Origin of the sequence: Xanthomonas prunicola, assembly GCF_002846205.1 — a bacterium.
GTDB lineage: Bacteria > Pseudomonadota > Gammaproteobacteria > Xanthomonadales > Xanthomonadaceae > Xanthomonas > Xanthomonas prunicola.
This window is the reverse complement of sequence record NZ_PHKV01000013.1, coordinates 45,163-60,078: the sequence shown is the minus strand read 5'-3', so window position 1 is coordinate 60,078 and position 14,916 is coordinate 45,163. Positions and strand designations below refer to the sequence as shown.

The following is a 14,916-nucleotide window of genomic DNA, read 5'->3' as shown; positions in this document are numbered from 1 at the left end:
GATGCCCGCTCCACCGCAGTGGAGCAGGCCGCCAGTGGCAGGAACTTAGAAGCTGTACTTGGTGGTGAATTGCAGGCGCGAGATGTCACCGGAATCGCCGTTCTCCGCTTCGCGGCGGCCGTACATCAGCTCGGCGCCCACATCCACCTTGGGCAGCGGCGAATAGAAGACGTTGGCGCGGATGCTCTGCTGCGACTTGCTGGCCAGCCCGCCGGTATTGGCGATGTCGTGGTCGTAGTTCACCCGCGAATACATGATGGTGCTGCGCAGCTTGGCGTTGTAGTCGTGGCGCCAGGCCACCCAGCCGGCGATCGTGCTGACGGTCTGGATATTACCGTCCATGTCGATCTCCACATCCGAGCCGTTACCCAGACCCAGATAGCGCCCCAGACCCTCGCCGTAGCTGAGCTGGTAACGCAGATCGTTATTGGCATTGATGATCCAGCGGCCGCCGCCGGCGATGGCGCCGCCAAAGTCGGTGTCGTTGGTCAGTGCGCTGCGGGTGCGGTACTGGCGCGCAATGGCCGACAGACCGAACGTGCCCCAGGTGCCCTTCCAGTTGTAGCGCGCAGTCAGGTCCGGCATCGCGCCATGATCCGAGGCCAGGATGGTGTTGCCGCCCTGATACGGCGTGGTCAGCGTCTCGGGGTTTTCTGCCGACACGCTGAAGGCGCCGCGGGTGTAACGGATCTGGGTCTGGCGGCTGAACAACGCACCGTCGGTCGGCCCGACGATATCGGCCGCTTCCGGCAGGATGGTGGGATCGATGAAGTTGGACCAGGTCTGGCCGGCCAGCCAGTTGTTCCAGCTCACGTAAGCGTGGCGCAAGGTGCCGCCGTACAGATTGTTGACCTGGTTGGCCAGCGCGTTGCCGAAGAAATCCAGTTCGATGAAGCCGGTGATCTTGTCGCCGTTTTCGGTGACCGTGTCCACGCCCAGGTTGAAGCGCGAGAACTTTGCATGGAAGTCGGTGTCGGTGCTCGACGCCTGCCCGCCGATCGGTGTCTGCGTCGGGATGTACAGGTAACGTCCCACCGCGCCTTCGGCCAATGCGCCGTCGGAGGTGCGGGTGGTCATGAAGTCGGCCTTGATGAAACCGCCGTAACGGAACGTGGTCCCCGCCGCTGCGTTTGGCGTGATGCTGGTCAGCTGGATCGGCTTCTTGCCGGCAGGCACCACCGGTGCAGGCGGCGTCTGTGCCTGCAAGGTGCGCACTTCGCTGACTTGCGTCTGCGTCTGCGCGATCTGGCCCTGCTGTTGTTGCTGCGCGGAGACCAGCAGCTGGACCTGACGTTCAAGCTCGGCGATGCGCGCTTCCAATGCCTTTTCCTTGGCCGTCTGTGCGAACGCCACGCCCGGCAAAATGGTGGCGACGAACAAGGCGGCCGCCAACGGATGGCGCACCAGCGGTGCAATACGGTGTTTCATGGACCCCTCTCCCCAATGAAGGCCTCGCGCTTGATGGCGATGCTGTGCGGAGCGTGCGGCAGTCCGCGCTCCTGAGCCTATTCGCCTTTGGTCGTAGCTGCAACGCAACATTCTGCAAGATGACCGATGGTCGCACTGCAGCCGGCAATGGGTGTGCGCTGGTGCACTTCCCGAGGGGTTACGACCATGGTCTAAGGCGCCGTTGGCCGCCGGGACAGAATGGATGCGGCACACTGATCGTCTACCGAGGGCAGCCGTAACGCCCTCTTCCGACAAGTTCATCGCAAGTGAGGGTGCCATGGCTGATGTTTATCCCGTCGATCCCGCGTTCGCCGCCGATGCGCGCGTGACGCGCGAGCAGTACGCCGCGCTGTACCGCGAATCGATCGAACACCCCGAGCAGTTCTGGGGCAAGGCCGCGCAGCGGTTGGAATGGTTCAAGCAACCCACCCAGGTCAAGGACGTCAGCTACGCGCTGGAGGACTTCCATATCCGCTGGTTCGGCGATGGCGAGCTCAACGCGAGCGTCAACTGCCTGGACCGCCAGCTGGCCACGCGCGGCGACAAGACCGCGCTGCTGTTCGAACCCGACAGCCCGGATGCGCAGTCCTACCCTGTCACTTATCGCGAGCTGTACGAGCGCGTCTGCAAGCTGGGCAATGCGCTGCGCAACCTGGGCGTCAAGAAGGGCGACCGGGTCACCATCTATCTGCCGATGATCGTCGATGCCGCCGTGGCCATGCTCGCCTGCGCGCGCATCGGTGCGGTGCACTCGGTGGTCTTCGGCGGCTTTGCTGCCAACTCGATCGCCGACCGCGTCATCGATTGCCAGAGCAAGCTCATCATCACCGCTGACGAAGGCCTGCGTGGCGGCAAGAAGATCCCGCTCAAGGCCAATGTGGATGCAGCGCTGAAGATTCCCGGCACTAACACGGTCGAAACCGTGCTGGTGGTGCGCCACACCGGCGGTGCGGTGGAGATGCAGGCACCGCGCGACCGTTGGTTCCATGACGTGGTCGACGGCCAGCCGGCCGAGTGCGCCCCCGAGCGCATGAACGCCGAAGACCCGCTCTTCATCCTCTACACCTCCGGTTCCACCGGCAAGCCCAAGGGCGTGCTGCACACCACCGCCGGCTACCTGTTGTTTGCCAGCTACACGCATGAAGTGGTGTTCGACCTGCGCGAGGACGACATCTACTGGTGCACCGCCGACGTGGGCTGGGTGACCGGCCACAGCTACATCGTCTATGGTCCGCTCGCCAACGGCGCCACCGCAGTGATGTTCGAGGGCGTGCCGAACTACCCGAACGTGTCGCGCTTCTGGGAAGTGATCGACAAGCACAAGGTCAGCATCTTCTACACCGCGCCCACCGCCATCCGCGCGCTGATGCGCGATGGCGAGGCGCCGGTCAAGAAGACCTCGCGCAGGAGCCTGCGCCTGCTCGGCAGCGTCGGCGAGCCGATCAATCCGGAAGCCTGGCGTTGGTACTACGAGGTCGTCGGCGACAGCCGTTGCCCGATCGTGGACACCTGGTGGCAGACCGAAACCGGCGGCATCCTGATCTCGCCGCTGGCCGGCGCAGTCGATCTCAAGCCGGGCTCGGCCACCCTGCCGTTCTTCGGCGTGCAGCCGGCGCTGGTCGATGCCGAAGGCAAGATCCTGGAAGGCGCCACCGAGGGCAATCTGGTGTTGCTGGATTCGTGGCCGGGCCAGATGCGTAGCGTGTATGGCGACCACCAGCGTTTCATCGACACCTATTTCCGCACCTATCCGGGCAGCTACTTCACCGGCGACGGTTGCCGCCGCGATGCCGACGGCTACTACTGGATCACCGGCCGCGTGGACGACGTGATCAACGTCTCCGGCCACCGCATCGGCACCGCCGAAGTGGAAAGCGCGCTGGTCTCGCACCCCAAGGTGGCCGAAGCGGCGGTGGTCGGCTTCCCGCACGACGTCAAGGGCCAGGGCATCTATGCCTACGTCACCCTGATCGCCGGGCAGACTCCGAGCGAAGACCTGCACAAGGAATTGGTGAGCTGGGTGCGCAAGGAAATCGGCCCGATCGCCTCGCCCGACCATCTGCAGTGGGCCCCCGGCCTGCCCAAGACCCGCTCGGGCAAGATCATGCGCCGCATCCTGCGCAAGATCGCCGAAAACGCCCCCGACCAGCTCGGCGACACCTCGACCCTGGCGGATCCATCGGTGGTGGATTCGCTGGTCAATGAGCGGCTAACGCGATAACGCGCTGACGCGCGTTGGGAATGGGGAATCGGGATTGGGGAATCGTTAGAGCGGTTCCCTTAGGAGTGGGAAATACCTAGGCGGATTGGGGATTCGTAAAAGCCGGTTCCAGGCCCCTACATTTATTCACCGTTGCCAATTCTCTTCTTCAACGTCACCGCATCGACGCTGTTGCTGTTGCTGTTGCTGTTGCTGCTTGCCGCGCCGCTCTTCGCTATTGCCTTTGCGATTCCCCATTCCCGATTCCCCATTCCCGGCCCCTCAATGACCACCCTGCTGATCGCCGATGACCATCCCCTGTTCCGTGAAGCCTTGCGCGGGGCGGTGCAGCGCGTCATGCCGGGGGTGCAGTTGTTCGAGGCCGACACGGTGGATGCGTTGTACACCCTTGCCGATGCGCAGCCGGATGCCGATCTATTGCTGATGGATCTCAACATGCCGGGCGCGCAGGGTTTCAGTGCGTTGGTGCATATGCGCTCGTTGCATCCGCAATTGCCGGTGGTGGTGGTGTCCGCACGCGAAGAGCCCACCGTGATGCGGCGGGCGATCGACCACGGCGCGTTCGGCTTCATTCCCAAGTCTGCCGATTCGGACACCATCGGGCGTGCATTGGCCACCGTGCTCGATGGCGAGCGCTGGATCCCGGCCGAAGCGCAAAACCTGCCGCCCACCGATAGCGAAGAACGCGAAGTTGGCCAGCGTCTGCGCGATCTCACTCCGCAACAATTCCGCGTGCTGCAGATGCTGGGCGCCGGGCGCCTCAACAAGCAGATCGCCTACGACCTGGGGGTGTCCGAAGCCACCATCAAGGCGCATGTCACCGCCATCCTGCGCAAGCTCGGCGTCACCAATCGTACCCAGGCAGTGCTGATGGCCGGCAAGCTCGCCATCGATGCCGACGGCATCGTGCTGCCGCCGCCGGAAGACGACTGACGTAGACCCGCGCCCCTTGCCGGCGACGTGGTCCAGCGGACAGCATTCGTTTGCTGCGCGCTGCAGACAACTGCCGCGATGGGCCTAATCGGTAACGCCGCCTCGCACACTCGTTGGCGCGTACGCTGAGGTTTCCGGTTCGATTTACTCTGCAGCACGCACGAACAACACGTTCAGATCGCGCATCGGCACGAAGTTGGCCTGCTTGAACTGGAAGGTCAGCGGGTCGATCTTTTTCAGTTCGCCGTCGAAGCACACACTCAGGATGTCGCTGGGCGCCTGCTTGCGGATGGTCAGCTGGAAGTCCTTGATCGGGCCGTTCCAGTTCTTGCCGGTGGTGAGCACATAACGCAGGTTGGCCCAGCCCAGACCGTACTGGCCTTCGCGACGCTGCATGCTGGCTTTGGTGGACGGCTCGATGCAGGTGTCTTTTGCATACGTCTCCAGCAAATACCTGCTGGGCTGCGGGACGCCGGTGGACACGCTGGGTGTGTAGGTGTGGCGGATCTGCACGCTTCCTTTAGCGGGAAATTTCTGCTGCCAGACGAAGTACTCGTTGAGCGTGAAGCGCGGTTGCCCATCGCCATCGACCCAGCGCGCGGGCAGCGGCTTGCGTCCCTTCGGCGGCGTGGACGATTCGGTGAAGGCGGCGACGTCGTCCGGGGTCCAGCCGGTGGCGGCGAACGTCTTGGAGACGTCGCTGCCGTCATCCAGCAGCACCACCAGCTTGCGCGTGGTGGCGACCGGTTTGCCATCGGCCCAGAGTTTGAAATCGGTCAGTGCACTGTGATCTGCCATACCGAAATACATCGGCGGCATGGGAAAGGCCACCGGCACGCTCAGATCGCGCTCGCTGTGATTGGTGAACACATAATCCACCTGCACGCGCGCTTCGCTGAGCAGCAGCGCTTCGCGGTCCATGCTGATGTCGGCCTGATGCAGCAGACGGATGGTGCCGTTGTCGTCGCCGAAACTGCTGTCATTGGCCTGTGCCGCACTGCAGGCAAGCAGTGCCAGCACGCACAGCCGAGCGGAGAACGCCATCGCGCGCATCACATGATCCTGGGAAGGACGGCACGCACCCACGCGCCGTAGCGCACAGCATGCCACGAGCGGGCACGGCTGGACGCTGGACAGCAGCTAGCGCTGCGTGGACAGCGCGTGTGGCGATGCCGCTCTCGCGTCTGGTGGTTTCTGTGTTTCCGGCGTGATTGCGTGCTCGCGCCCGCGTGCAGCTACCGCAGATCAGCCTGCATACGAGGTTGGTTTGACGGTGCGCTTGCGTTCGACACGTCAGGCAATCCGTATGTGCACATGTGCGCCGACGCCGATGCCGCATCGCACGCTTAGCGGTTGACCGGATTGCGCAAACACCCATCCCGACACCATGCATCAGTGACAAGCCCAAGCGCGCGGGCGTGATCGCATCCACAGCCGCAGCCCGTGCGACATCTCAGTTGTCGATATCACCATTGACCATGTGCTGATGCCTGGGCAAGGCTCGGGCACCCGGAACGCTGTTGGAGCTTGAATGGCGCGACGTTTCCCCTGGCTCTGGATGGGCCTGCTGGTGGCATGTGCATTGATTGCTGTGCTGGCGTGGCAGAACCGGCAGTTGCGTGTGCAGCAGCAATGGCTGCAGACGCGCATCGGCACACCCTACGAAGGCATGTACGTGCCGCGTATCGAAGTGACCGATGGCGCTGGTCAGCGCCATTTGCTCGGCGCTCCGCATGGGCCAGCGCAGGTGCTGTTCTTTTTCACCACCACCTGCCCCTATTGCCAGCGCTCGGCACCGACCGTGCTGCGCGCGGCGCAACAGTTGCAGGCCAACCTGCCGGGCAGGCCGCAGCTGTTGGGCGTGTGCCATTGCGATGCTGCCCAGGCCGCGCGCTATGCACATGTGCACGGTTTCGATTTTCCGGTGGTCACGTTGACCGATCGTCGCGCGTTGATGCTGTTTCGCGCGCGCAACGTGCCGCTGCTGATGGCCATTGATGCGGAGGGGCGCGTGCGCCATTCCCATCTTGGCGTTTTCGATACCACGGAGCGGGTGCAGGAACTCGTCGCCGCCTTGCGCCACACGGACGCGCCAGCGGCTTTTGCAACGGTGAAGGAGTAATGCATGAAGAAGCGTTGGGTCACCTTACGCAGTGCGTTGATGGCAGCGACCTTTCTGGCAAGCACCGGGTTCGGTGCCTTCCAGGTGATGGCGGTCGATAACGCACAGCCGAAAGTCGAATCGTGTAGTGCATGGGCCTGCAAAGCCGAGTGTCCGGAATTCGGCGGCGACCTGGGCCAGGGCAACGTCTGCTACTGCTGCGGTTGACTGCGATCGATAGCGCGACTGCGTCGCTGCCAGACAGGAACGCCCAGTCCGCGGAATCGGCATGTCGCACGCACACATCCGGTTCTTCGCACCGACCGTATCCCGCTGACAGTCAGCGATGGAGTGATTGTCGCTGTAACGCCTGACGGCGAGGTCCCCCCGGACCTCGCCGTTTGACGCTCTCGCTGCGTGGCGCGAGCCGTCCGCATGCAAGCGCGTGGCAGCGCAAGTCACGCACTATCGCCTTGCCTTGTTGCGCGACCTGCACGCCGACCTTCCGGCTCAAACAGCCACCGGACACGGTGTGACGCAATCCGGATACCTCGATGCGGGGTGGGCTGGCGCATCCACTGCCGACCTTTATCGAAAGAACATTCGATTCCAGCACTTGGTGGTGGTTGGTCAGGCGCACGCGGATGGGCCGGTGCGTTGTGGCCACGCGCGTCCATGCTGTCCTCACCCTCCACGCGACCGAGGTCGGTGGAGCCGATGATCTGCGCAGCGAGCTGCGCGCTCCACAGCCTACGGATCGCGTCGACCAGGATCACGACGATGACCCGGCCCTTCTCGTCCGCGTTGGCCTGACTCATGCCGGCTGCGGAATTCGACATCACGATGCGTGTCCGCACAGACGCCGGCAAGCCGATATCGCCAGAATGCTGCACTGCAGCGTGATCTGTTCATTGATGATTGCCATATTCATATGCGAACAGCCGGGCACCTGCTCGCTGGTGGACGTTGTAATGCTCAGTCCCTGCTTTCCAGATTCCCAACGCGCTTGCTGCGCTTCCAACCTGCTCGCGGAGCGGCGTACGTGAGCGGCATGGCACGGCAGCGTCTCGGCAGCACCGACGTGCAGCTGTCGGCACTGGGCTTCGGCGCCGCGCCGATCGGAAATCTGTACACGGAAGTGGATGAGGCAGACGCACTGGCCGCGGTCGCAGGCGCGTTCGAGGCCGGCATCCGTCACTTCGATAGCGCGCCCTACTACGGCTATGGGCTGAGCGAAGCACGCCTGGGCCGTGGCCTGGCCGGGGTAGCGCGCAAGGCCTACACGCTGTCGACCAAGGTCGGCCGCTGCGTCTACGACGACGCCCAGGCCGCCGCCGGCCGCGACGGCTTTGCAGTGGCCGGTCGCCGCGCCGAGTTCGATTACAGCGCCGACGGCGTGCGGCGCGCGTTCGCCTCCAGCCTGGAGCGCCTGGGCACCGACTACATCGACGTGTTGCTGCTGCACGACATCGGTGCGCTGACCCACGGCGATAACCACGCCAACGTGCTGCGCCAGGCCTTGGAGGAGGCGTTGCCGGCGATGGCGGAGCTGAAGGCGGCCGGCGCTTGCGGGGCGATCGGGCTGGGCGTCAATGAGCAGGACGTGGCACTGGAGGTGTTGCCGCGTTTTCCGCTCGACTGCGTGATGCTGGCCGGCCGCTACACCCTGCTGGAACAGCACGGCGCCCGCGCGCTGCTGGAGCAGGCGCAGCAACGCAACGTGGCGATCCTGTCGGCCGGCCCGTACAGCTCCGGCCTGCTCAGCGACGCACGCGGCCCCGGCGCCACCTATAACTACGCCCCGGTCGATACCGCCACGCTGCAGCATGCGCAGCGGCTGTACGCGGCCTGCGCGGCGTTCGGGGTGGATATCGGTGCCGCCGCCCTGCAGTTCCCGCTGGCGCATCCGGCGGTGACCACGGTAGTGGCTGGCATGCGTACCGTGGCCGAAGTGCGATCGGCGGCCACGCGGCTTGCGGCCGCCATTGCGCCCGAGCTGTGGCAACGCCTGCGCGATGATGGTCTGCTCGCGACGGACTTGCCCACACCATGAGCCGGGTCGACGCGCATCTGCACTTCTGGCACCTGGCCCGTGGCGATTACCACTGGCTGACGCCCGAGCTGGCGCCGCTGTACCGCGACTTCGGCCCGGATGACGTCGGCATTGCGCTGGACGCCGCCGCTGTCGATCAGGTCGTCGTCGTGCAGGCGGCCGCCACCGAAGCCGAGACCCGTTACCTGTTCGAGCTAGCCCGCGAGGATGCGCGCATTGCCGGCGTGGTCGGTTGGGTGGACTTTGCTGCACCCGATGCCGCCGCACGCATCGGCGCGCTGGTGCATGCCGGCGGCGGCGTGCTCAAGGGCCTGCGCCCGATGGTGCAGGACATCGCCGACGTGCACTGGCTAGCCGATCCCGCCCTGGATGCCGCCTTCGATGCACTGCTGGCGCACGATCTGGCCTTTGACGCCTTGATCCGCGCCGCGCACGTACCAGCACTGCAGGCGCGCCTGAAGCGCCACACGGGGGTGCGCGTGGTGGTGGATCACGGCGGCAAGCCGCAGATTGCCGCTGGCGAATTCGTCGCCTGGGCCGCCGGCATGGCGGTTCTGGCGCAGCATCCCAACGTGCACTGCAAACTCTCCGGCCTGCTGACCGAAGCCGCGCGCGGCGCTGGCGTGGACGCGCTGGAGCCGTATGTCGCGCATCTGTTCGCCCGCTTCGGCCCGCAGCGGCTGCTGTGGGGCAGCGATTGGCCAGTGCTGACCTTGCGCGCCGATTACGCACACTGGTTCGCGCTCGCACAGCAACTCGTCACCCGGCACGCCGCCGAACACGCGGCCGCCATCTTCGGCGACAACGCACGCTCGTTCTATCGTCTGCCACGGCCGGCGGCCCCCACCCACGGAACCTCATCGGTATGACTGTCTCGATTCCCACCACTCCCACTCCCCGTCTGCAGGGCAAGCGCTGCCTGATCACCGCCGCCGGCGCCGGCATCGGCCGCGAAAGCGCGCTGGCCTGCGCACATGCCGGCGCACAGGTGATCGCCACCGACATCGACGCTGCCGCCTTGCAGGCGCTGGCCGCCGAATCGGACGCCATCACCACCCAACTGCTCGACGTCACCGACGCTGCCGCGATTACCGCATTGATCCAGGCACACGGCCCGTTCGACGTGTTGTTCAACTGCGCCGGCTTCGTGCATCAGGGCAGCATTCTCGATTGCGACGAACCGGCCTGGCGCCGCTCGTTCTCGATCAATGTCGATGCGATGTACTACACCTGCAAGGCGGTGCTGCCGGGCATGCTCGAACGCGGCCGCGGCAGCATCATCAACATGTCGTCGGTTGCCTCCAGCATCAAGGGCGTGCCGAATCGCTTCGTGTACGGCGTGACCAAGGCCGCGGTGATCGGCCTGAGCAAGGCGATCGCCGCCGACTACGTGGCGCAGGGCGTGCGTTGCAATGCAATCTGCCCGGGTACCATCAAGACGCCGTCGCTGGGCGAGCGCGTCAAAGCCTTGGGCGGCGACGAACAAGCGGTGTGGAAGAGCTTCACCGACCGCCAGCCGATGGGCCGCCTGGGCGACCCGCGCGAGATTGCGCAGCTGGTGGTGTACCTGGCATCGGACGACTCGTCGTTCACCACCGGCCAGACTCACATCATCGATGGCGGCTGGTCCAACTGAGTACGGCAACGACGCACGCTGCCGCCCGCCACACACGTGGCCGCAGCGCTTGCGTGATGCGATCTGTCGCGCTTTCGCTTCGATGTGAGCACACCGTCCTGACCTACCCGATGCACGCGCGCTAGGTTTGCTAGCCGCTCCATTTCTCATCAGCAAAGGAAGACCGCATGAAACTCGTACGCATTGGCGCCGAAGGCCACGAACGCCCTGGCCTGATCGACAGCGAAGGCCGCATCCGCGACCTCAGCGGTGTGATCGACGATGTGGCCGGCGAGCACATCACCACCGCCGGCCTGGAAAAACTGCGCACACTGGATGTGGCCACGCTGCCGTTGATCGAAGGCCAGGTGCGTTACGGCGCAGCGGTGGGCCGCATCGGCAAATTCATCTGCGTGGGGTTGAACTATGCCGACCATGCCGCCGAATCGGGCATGGAAGTGCCCAAGATGCCGATTCTTTTCATGAAGGCCACCACGGCGGTGTGTGGTCCCAATGACACGGTGATCATCCCGCGCGGTTCGGTGAACAGCGACTGGGAAGTGGAGCTGGGTGTGGTGATCGGCGATGTGGCGCGCGATGTGTCGGTAGAGCAAGCGCTGAACCATGTGGCTGGCTACGCGGTGATCAACGATCTGTCCGAGCGCGAATTCCAGCTCGAACACGGCGGCCAGTGGGTCAAGGGCAAGAGCGCCGACACCTTCGGTCCGATCGGCCCATGGCTGGTGACGCGCGACGAGATCGCCGACCCGCAGAACCTGGCGATGTGGTTGGAGGTCAACGGCCACCGCTACCAAAACGGCAGCACCCGCACGATGGTGTTCGGCGTGGCGGAGCTGGTCAGCCACATCAGCCGTTACATGACGCTGATGCCGGGCGATGTGATCAGCACCGGCACTCCGCCGGGCGTGGGCCTGGGCCAAAAGCCGCCGGTGTATCTGAAGCCGGGTGACGTGATGGAACTGGAGATCGAAGGTCTCGGCCGTCAGCGCCAGCCGGTGGTGGCGCATCCGCGCGATATCGGTTGAACCTCCTTTCGTAAGAGTGGGATTGATCGAGCACGGCGCATCAGCAGCGGCTCGATTCTTTCTTGCTTGAAACGAGCCTGCGCCGCGCGACCACAGGCAGTGCGCGCCGTCGCCGAGCCCCTCCCTGGTTGGGAGGGGGTGTGCATCCCAACTTGTTGTTCCACTCGTCCAGGACTTTATGAGCACCATCGTCGCCCTCGATACCCACGACGTCCGCTTCCCCACCTCGCGCGAGCTGGATGGGTCCGATGCGATGAATCCCGATCCCGATTACTCGGCGGCCTACGTCGTACTGCGGACCGATGCTGCCAACGACCTGGCCGGTTATGGCCTGGTGTTCACCATCGGCCGCGGCAACGATGTGCAGACCGCCGCGGTGGCGGCCCTGGCCGATCACGTGGTCGGCCTGCGTGTGGAAGACGTCATCGCCGATCTTGGCGCGTTCGCGCGCCGGCTCACCAACGATTCGCAGCTGCGCTGGCTCGGCCCGGAAAAGGGCGTGATGCACATGGCCATCGGCGCAGTGATCAATGCCGCCTGGGACCTGGCCGCGCGCGCCGCGAAGAAGCCGCTGTGGCGCTTCATTGCCGAACTCACGCCCGAGCAGTTGGTCGACACCATCGACTTCCGCTATCTCACCGACGCACTCACCCGCGACGAAGCACTGGCCATCCTGCGCGATGCGCATCCGCAGCGCGCGCAACGCATCGCCACGCTGATTGAGCAGGGCTACCCCGCCTACACCACTTCGCCCGGCTGGCTCGGTTACTCGGACGAGAAGCTGGTACGGCTGGCCAAGGAAGCGGTCGCCGACGGCTTCCGCACCATCAAGCTCAAGGTCGGCGCCAATGTGCAGGACGACATCCGTCGCTGCCGGCTGGCGCGCCAGGCCATCGGCCCGGATATCGCCATGGCGGTCGATGCCAATCAGCGCTGGGACGTGGGCCCGGCGATCGACTGGATGCGCCAACTGGCCGAATTCAATATCGCCTGGATCGAAGAACCCACCAGCCCAGACGACGTGCTCGGCCACGCCGCCATTCGCCAGGGCATCACGCCGGTGCCGGTCTCCACGGGCGAGCACACGCAAAACCGCGTGGTGTTCAAGCAACTGCTGCAGGCCGGGGCGGTGGACCTGATCCAGATCGACGCTGCACGCGTGGGCGGGGTCAACGAAAATCTCGCCATCCTGTTGCTGGCCGCCAAGTTCAACATCCGCGTGTTTCCGCACGCCGGTGGGGTCGGCTTGTGCGAGTTGGTACAACATCTGGCCATGGCCGACTTCGTTGCCATCACCGGCAAGATGGAAGACCGCGCGATCGAATTCGTCGACCACCTGCATCAACACTTCCTGGACCCGGTCCGCATCCAGCACGGCCGCTATCTGGCACCGGCGGTGCCCGGTTTCTCGGCAGAAATGCACGCGTCTTCGATTGCCGAATTCAGCTACCCGGATGGACGTTTCTGGGTGGAAGACCTGGCAGCCAATCGACAGGGCTGACCAGCGCCCTCATCCGCCCTTCGGGCACCTTCTCCCGCTTGCGGGAGAAGGAAAGCGGGAGCGGAGCAACGACGAAGCAGGAATCACTGCGAGCGGTGTGGAAAGAGCAGTCATGACTGCAAGGGCAAGGACGATGACGTCGTCATGATTGCGGGGTGAGAACGGTAACGCCGTCATGCCTGCGAACGGAAAATGCACGCTGCAGCCCCTGCCCCCTTCTCCCGCCTGCGGGAGAAGGGGCTCGCAGGGCGGATGAGGGATGCGACTCAGCCTTGCGCCGCCACCGCCTCACTCAACGCAAATATCCGCCCGGCCTCGCGCCACTTCTCTCCTGGCGCACTGCCCGGCAGCGGCTTTTGAAACCGCCACATCAACGCTTCCCACGCCTGGATGCGCGGGTCGGCTGCATCGCGCGCCGCTTTCGCGGCTGGGTCGTAGCTCTCGCTCACGTCCATCAGCATCACCAGCCGATCACCGCTGCGAAAGATCTCCAGTTCCAGGATGCCGGCCTGCTGCAAGGAGGCCACCACTTCCGGCCATACCTCATTGGGCCGATGCCAACGCTCGTATTCGGCGATCAGCGCCGCATCGTCGTGTAGATCCAGCACATAACAAAGACGCGGCATGCTCAGGCTCCTGCAACCACGGGCGCTGCGCGGCGTGCGCGCAACGCGAACAGCAAGATCACGGCAAAGCACGCACCCGGCACCACCATCGCCCAATGGATGCCAGCCATGTCCGACACAGCGCCCATCACCGCGGTGAGCAGCGCGCCGCCGATGATGGACATCACCAGCAAGGAGGAGCCCAGCTTGCGCGCGTCGTCGTGCATGCCATCCAGGCCCAGCGCAAAGATGGTCGGGAACATCACCGACATGAACACGCTGGCTGCCACCAGTGCATACAACCCGGTCCAACCAGGCAGCGCGATCGCCACCGCACACAAGATCAGGTTGATCACTGCAAAACTTGCCAGCAACTTCGCAGGCGCCAGATAGCGCAACAGCGCCGTGCCAATGAAGCGGCCAGCCATGAACAGCACCAGCGAAATGGTCAAGTAAGTGGCCGCGGTCTTTTCCGGCGTGCCGGGCACTGCATCCTGCAGATAGCGGATCAGATAGCTCCAGATCCCGACCTGCGCACCCACGTAAAAGAACTGCGCTACCACCGAAAACACGAACAACCGGTTACGCAGCAACTCGCTGAAACGTGCGCGCCTGGGCGCGGCACCAGCGTCGGCATCCGGCGCGCCGGTGGGAAAGCGCACCAGCGCAATCAGGATCGCCCACAGCACCACCACTGCACCGATGATCAGATACGGCATCTGCACGGCCGACGATTCGGTGGCGAAGAACGCCTCACGCGCGGCCGGCGCCATTGCCGCGAGTTCGGCAGGGGTGTGCTCCACGCCGGAAAAGATGAAGTGCTGGCCGACCAACACGCCGGTGATGGAGCCCAGCGGATTGAACGCCTGCGCCAGGTTCAAGCGCCGCGCTGCGCCATCGGCAGGACCGAGCACAGTGACCAGGGGGTTAGCCGTGGTTTCAAGGAACGCCAGGCCGCTGGCGATGACAAACAACGCCAGCAGAAACAGCCAGTAGGTGTGCACCTGCGCGGCCGGATAGAACAGGAACGCACCGCAGGCGTACAGCAGCAGGCCCAGCACCACCGCCGCCTTGTAGCTGTAGCGGCGCATGAACATCGCCGCAGGCATCGCGAACACGAAATAGCCCATGTAGAACGCGCTCTGCACCAGCCCGGCCTGCAGGTCGGTCAGTTCGAAGGCCTTCTTGAACTGCTTGATCAGGATGTCGTTGAGGTTGTTGGCCATGCCCCACAAAAAGAACAGGCTGACGATCAACAACAGGGGAATCATGGCGGTACGCGCCAGGTTGCCGCGCGGTGACGCGGCAATGTCACTGTGATGCATGCGACCGTTCCCCTCCCAAGGCTGTGGCGCTTGCGTTGCAATCGAGCGAGCGTACTGCGCTGACCAT

14 protein-coding genes are annotated in these 14,916 nt (G+C 64.6%); 10 read left to right on the top strand and 4 right to left on the bottom strand.

Going from position 1 to position 14,916, the window contains the following annotated elements; translation table 11 throughout:
• Positions 1–45: 45 nt before the first annotated feature.
• Positions 46–1,428: a DcaP family trimeric outer membrane transporter gene (locus XpruCFBP8353_RS21015; RefSeq protein WP_162301145.1), complete on the bottom strand. Its 1,383-nt coding sequence runs from the start codon at positions 1,426–1,428 to the stop codon at positions 46–48.
• Positions 1,429–1,726: 298 nt separating this feature from the next.
• Between XpruCFBP8353_RS21015 and acs the strand changes: the two genes are divergently transcribed.
• On the top strand, positions 1,727–3,670 hold the full coding sequence (gene acs / locus XpruCFBP8353_RS21010) for an acetate--CoA ligase (RefSeq protein ID WP_101364960.1): 1,944 nt from the start codon (positions 1,727–1,729) through the stop codon (positions 3,668–3,670).
• Between the two features lie 264 nt (positions 3,671–3,934).
• Positions 3,935–4,603 carry a response regulator transcription factor gene (locus tag XpruCFBP8353_RS21005; RefSeq protein WP_010374372.1) on the top strand — a complete coding sequence of 223 codons (669 nt, stop codon included), beginning with the start codon at positions 3,935–3,937 and terminating at the stop codon, positions 4,601–4,603.
• Positions 4,604–4,747: 144 nt separating this feature from the next.
• Here the strand turns inward: XpruCFBP8353_RS21005 and XpruCFBP8353_RS21000 are convergent, their stop codons facing one another.
• Positions 4,748–5,656 (bottom strand): DUF4424 domain-containing protein, encoded by a 909-nt coding sequence (locus XpruCFBP8353_RS21000; protein ID WP_101364959.1) that lies wholly within the window; start codon positions 5,654–5,656, stop codon positions 4,748–4,750.
• A gap of 505 nt (positions 5,657–6,161) precedes the next feature.
• On the opposite strand from XpruCFBP8353_RS21000, the gene XpruCFBP8353_RS20995 reads away from it, so the two are divergent.
• The 8 genes from XpruCFBP8353_RS20995 to XpruCFBP8353_RS20955 all read left to right on the top strand — a co-directional run bounded on the left by XpruCFBP8353_RS20995 (position 6,162) and on the right by XpruCFBP8353_RS20955 (position 12,919).
• Complete coding sequence (locus tag XpruCFBP8353_RS20995; protein WP_162301147.1) at positions 6,162–6,725, top strand: peroxiredoxin family protein; 564 nt, start codon at positions 6,162–6,164, stop codon at positions 6,723–6,725.
• Between the two features lie 3 nt (positions 6,726–6,728).
• A complete protein-coding gene (locus XpruCFBP8353_RS20990) occupies positions 6,729–6,932 on the top strand; it encodes a hypothetical protein (protein ID WP_101364957.1) in 204 nt (67 codons plus the stop codon).
• Between the two features lie 581 nt (positions 6,933–7,513).
• Positions 7,514–7,750: a hypothetical protein gene (locus tag XpruCFBP8353_RS24680; RefSeq protein ID WP_407071321.1), complete on the top strand. Its 237-nt coding sequence runs from the start codon at positions 7,514–7,516 to the stop codon at positions 7,748–7,750.
• Positions 7,747–8,757: an aldo/keto reductase gene (locus tag XpruCFBP8353_RS20975; protein WP_162301144.1), complete on the top strand. Its 1,011-nt coding sequence runs from the start codon at positions 7,747–7,749 to the stop codon at positions 8,755–8,757. The genes XpruCFBP8353_RS24680 and XpruCFBP8353_RS20975 overlap by 4 nt, the downstream gene beginning before the upstream one ends.
• Positions 8,754–9,626 (top strand): amidohydrolase family protein, encoded by an 873-nt coding sequence (locus tag XpruCFBP8353_RS20970; RefSeq protein WP_101364955.1) that lies wholly within the window; start codon positions 8,754–8,756, stop codon positions 9,624–9,626. The genes XpruCFBP8353_RS20975 and XpruCFBP8353_RS20970 overlap by 4 nt, the downstream gene beginning before the upstream one ends.
• The gene (locus XpruCFBP8353_RS20965) at positions 9,623–10,393 is read left to right on the top strand and encodes an SDR family oxidoreductase (RefSeq protein WP_101364954.1); all 771 of its coding nucleotides are present in this window, start codon (positions 9,623–9,625) and stop codon (positions 10,391–10,393) included. The genes XpruCFBP8353_RS20970 and XpruCFBP8353_RS20965 overlap by 4 nt, the downstream gene beginning before the upstream one ends.
• Before the next feature lie 167 nt (positions 10,394–10,560).
• On the top strand, positions 10,561–11,418 hold the full coding sequence (locus XpruCFBP8353_RS20960; protein ID WP_101364953.1) for a fumarylacetoacetate hydrolase family protein: 858 nt from the start codon (positions 10,561–10,563) through the stop codon (positions 11,416–11,418).
• A 178-nt stretch (positions 11,419–11,596) separates the two neighbouring features.
• Positions 11,597–12,919, top strand: a complete 1,323-nt coding sequence (locus XpruCFBP8353_RS20955) for an L-fuconate dehydratase (RefSeq protein WP_101364952.1) — start codon at positions 11,597–11,599, stop codon at positions 12,917–12,919.
• A gap of 266 nt (positions 12,920–13,185) precedes the next feature.
• Here XpruCFBP8353_RS20955 and XpruCFBP8353_RS20950 read toward each other — a convergent pair whose 3' ends face one another.
• A complete protein-coding gene (locus XpruCFBP8353_RS20950) occupies positions 13,186–13,545 on the bottom strand; it encodes an L-fucose mutarotase (RefSeq protein ID WP_162301143.1) in 360 nt (119 codons plus the stop codon).
• A gap of 2 nt (positions 13,546–13,547) precedes the next feature.
• Positions 13,548–14,849, bottom strand: a complete 1,302-nt coding sequence (fucP, locus tag XpruCFBP8353_RS20945; RefSeq protein ID WP_101364951.1) for an L-fucose:H+ symporter permease — start codon at positions 14,847–14,849, stop codon at positions 13,548–13,550.
• Between the last annotated feature and the right edge of the window lie 67 nt (positions 14,850–14,916).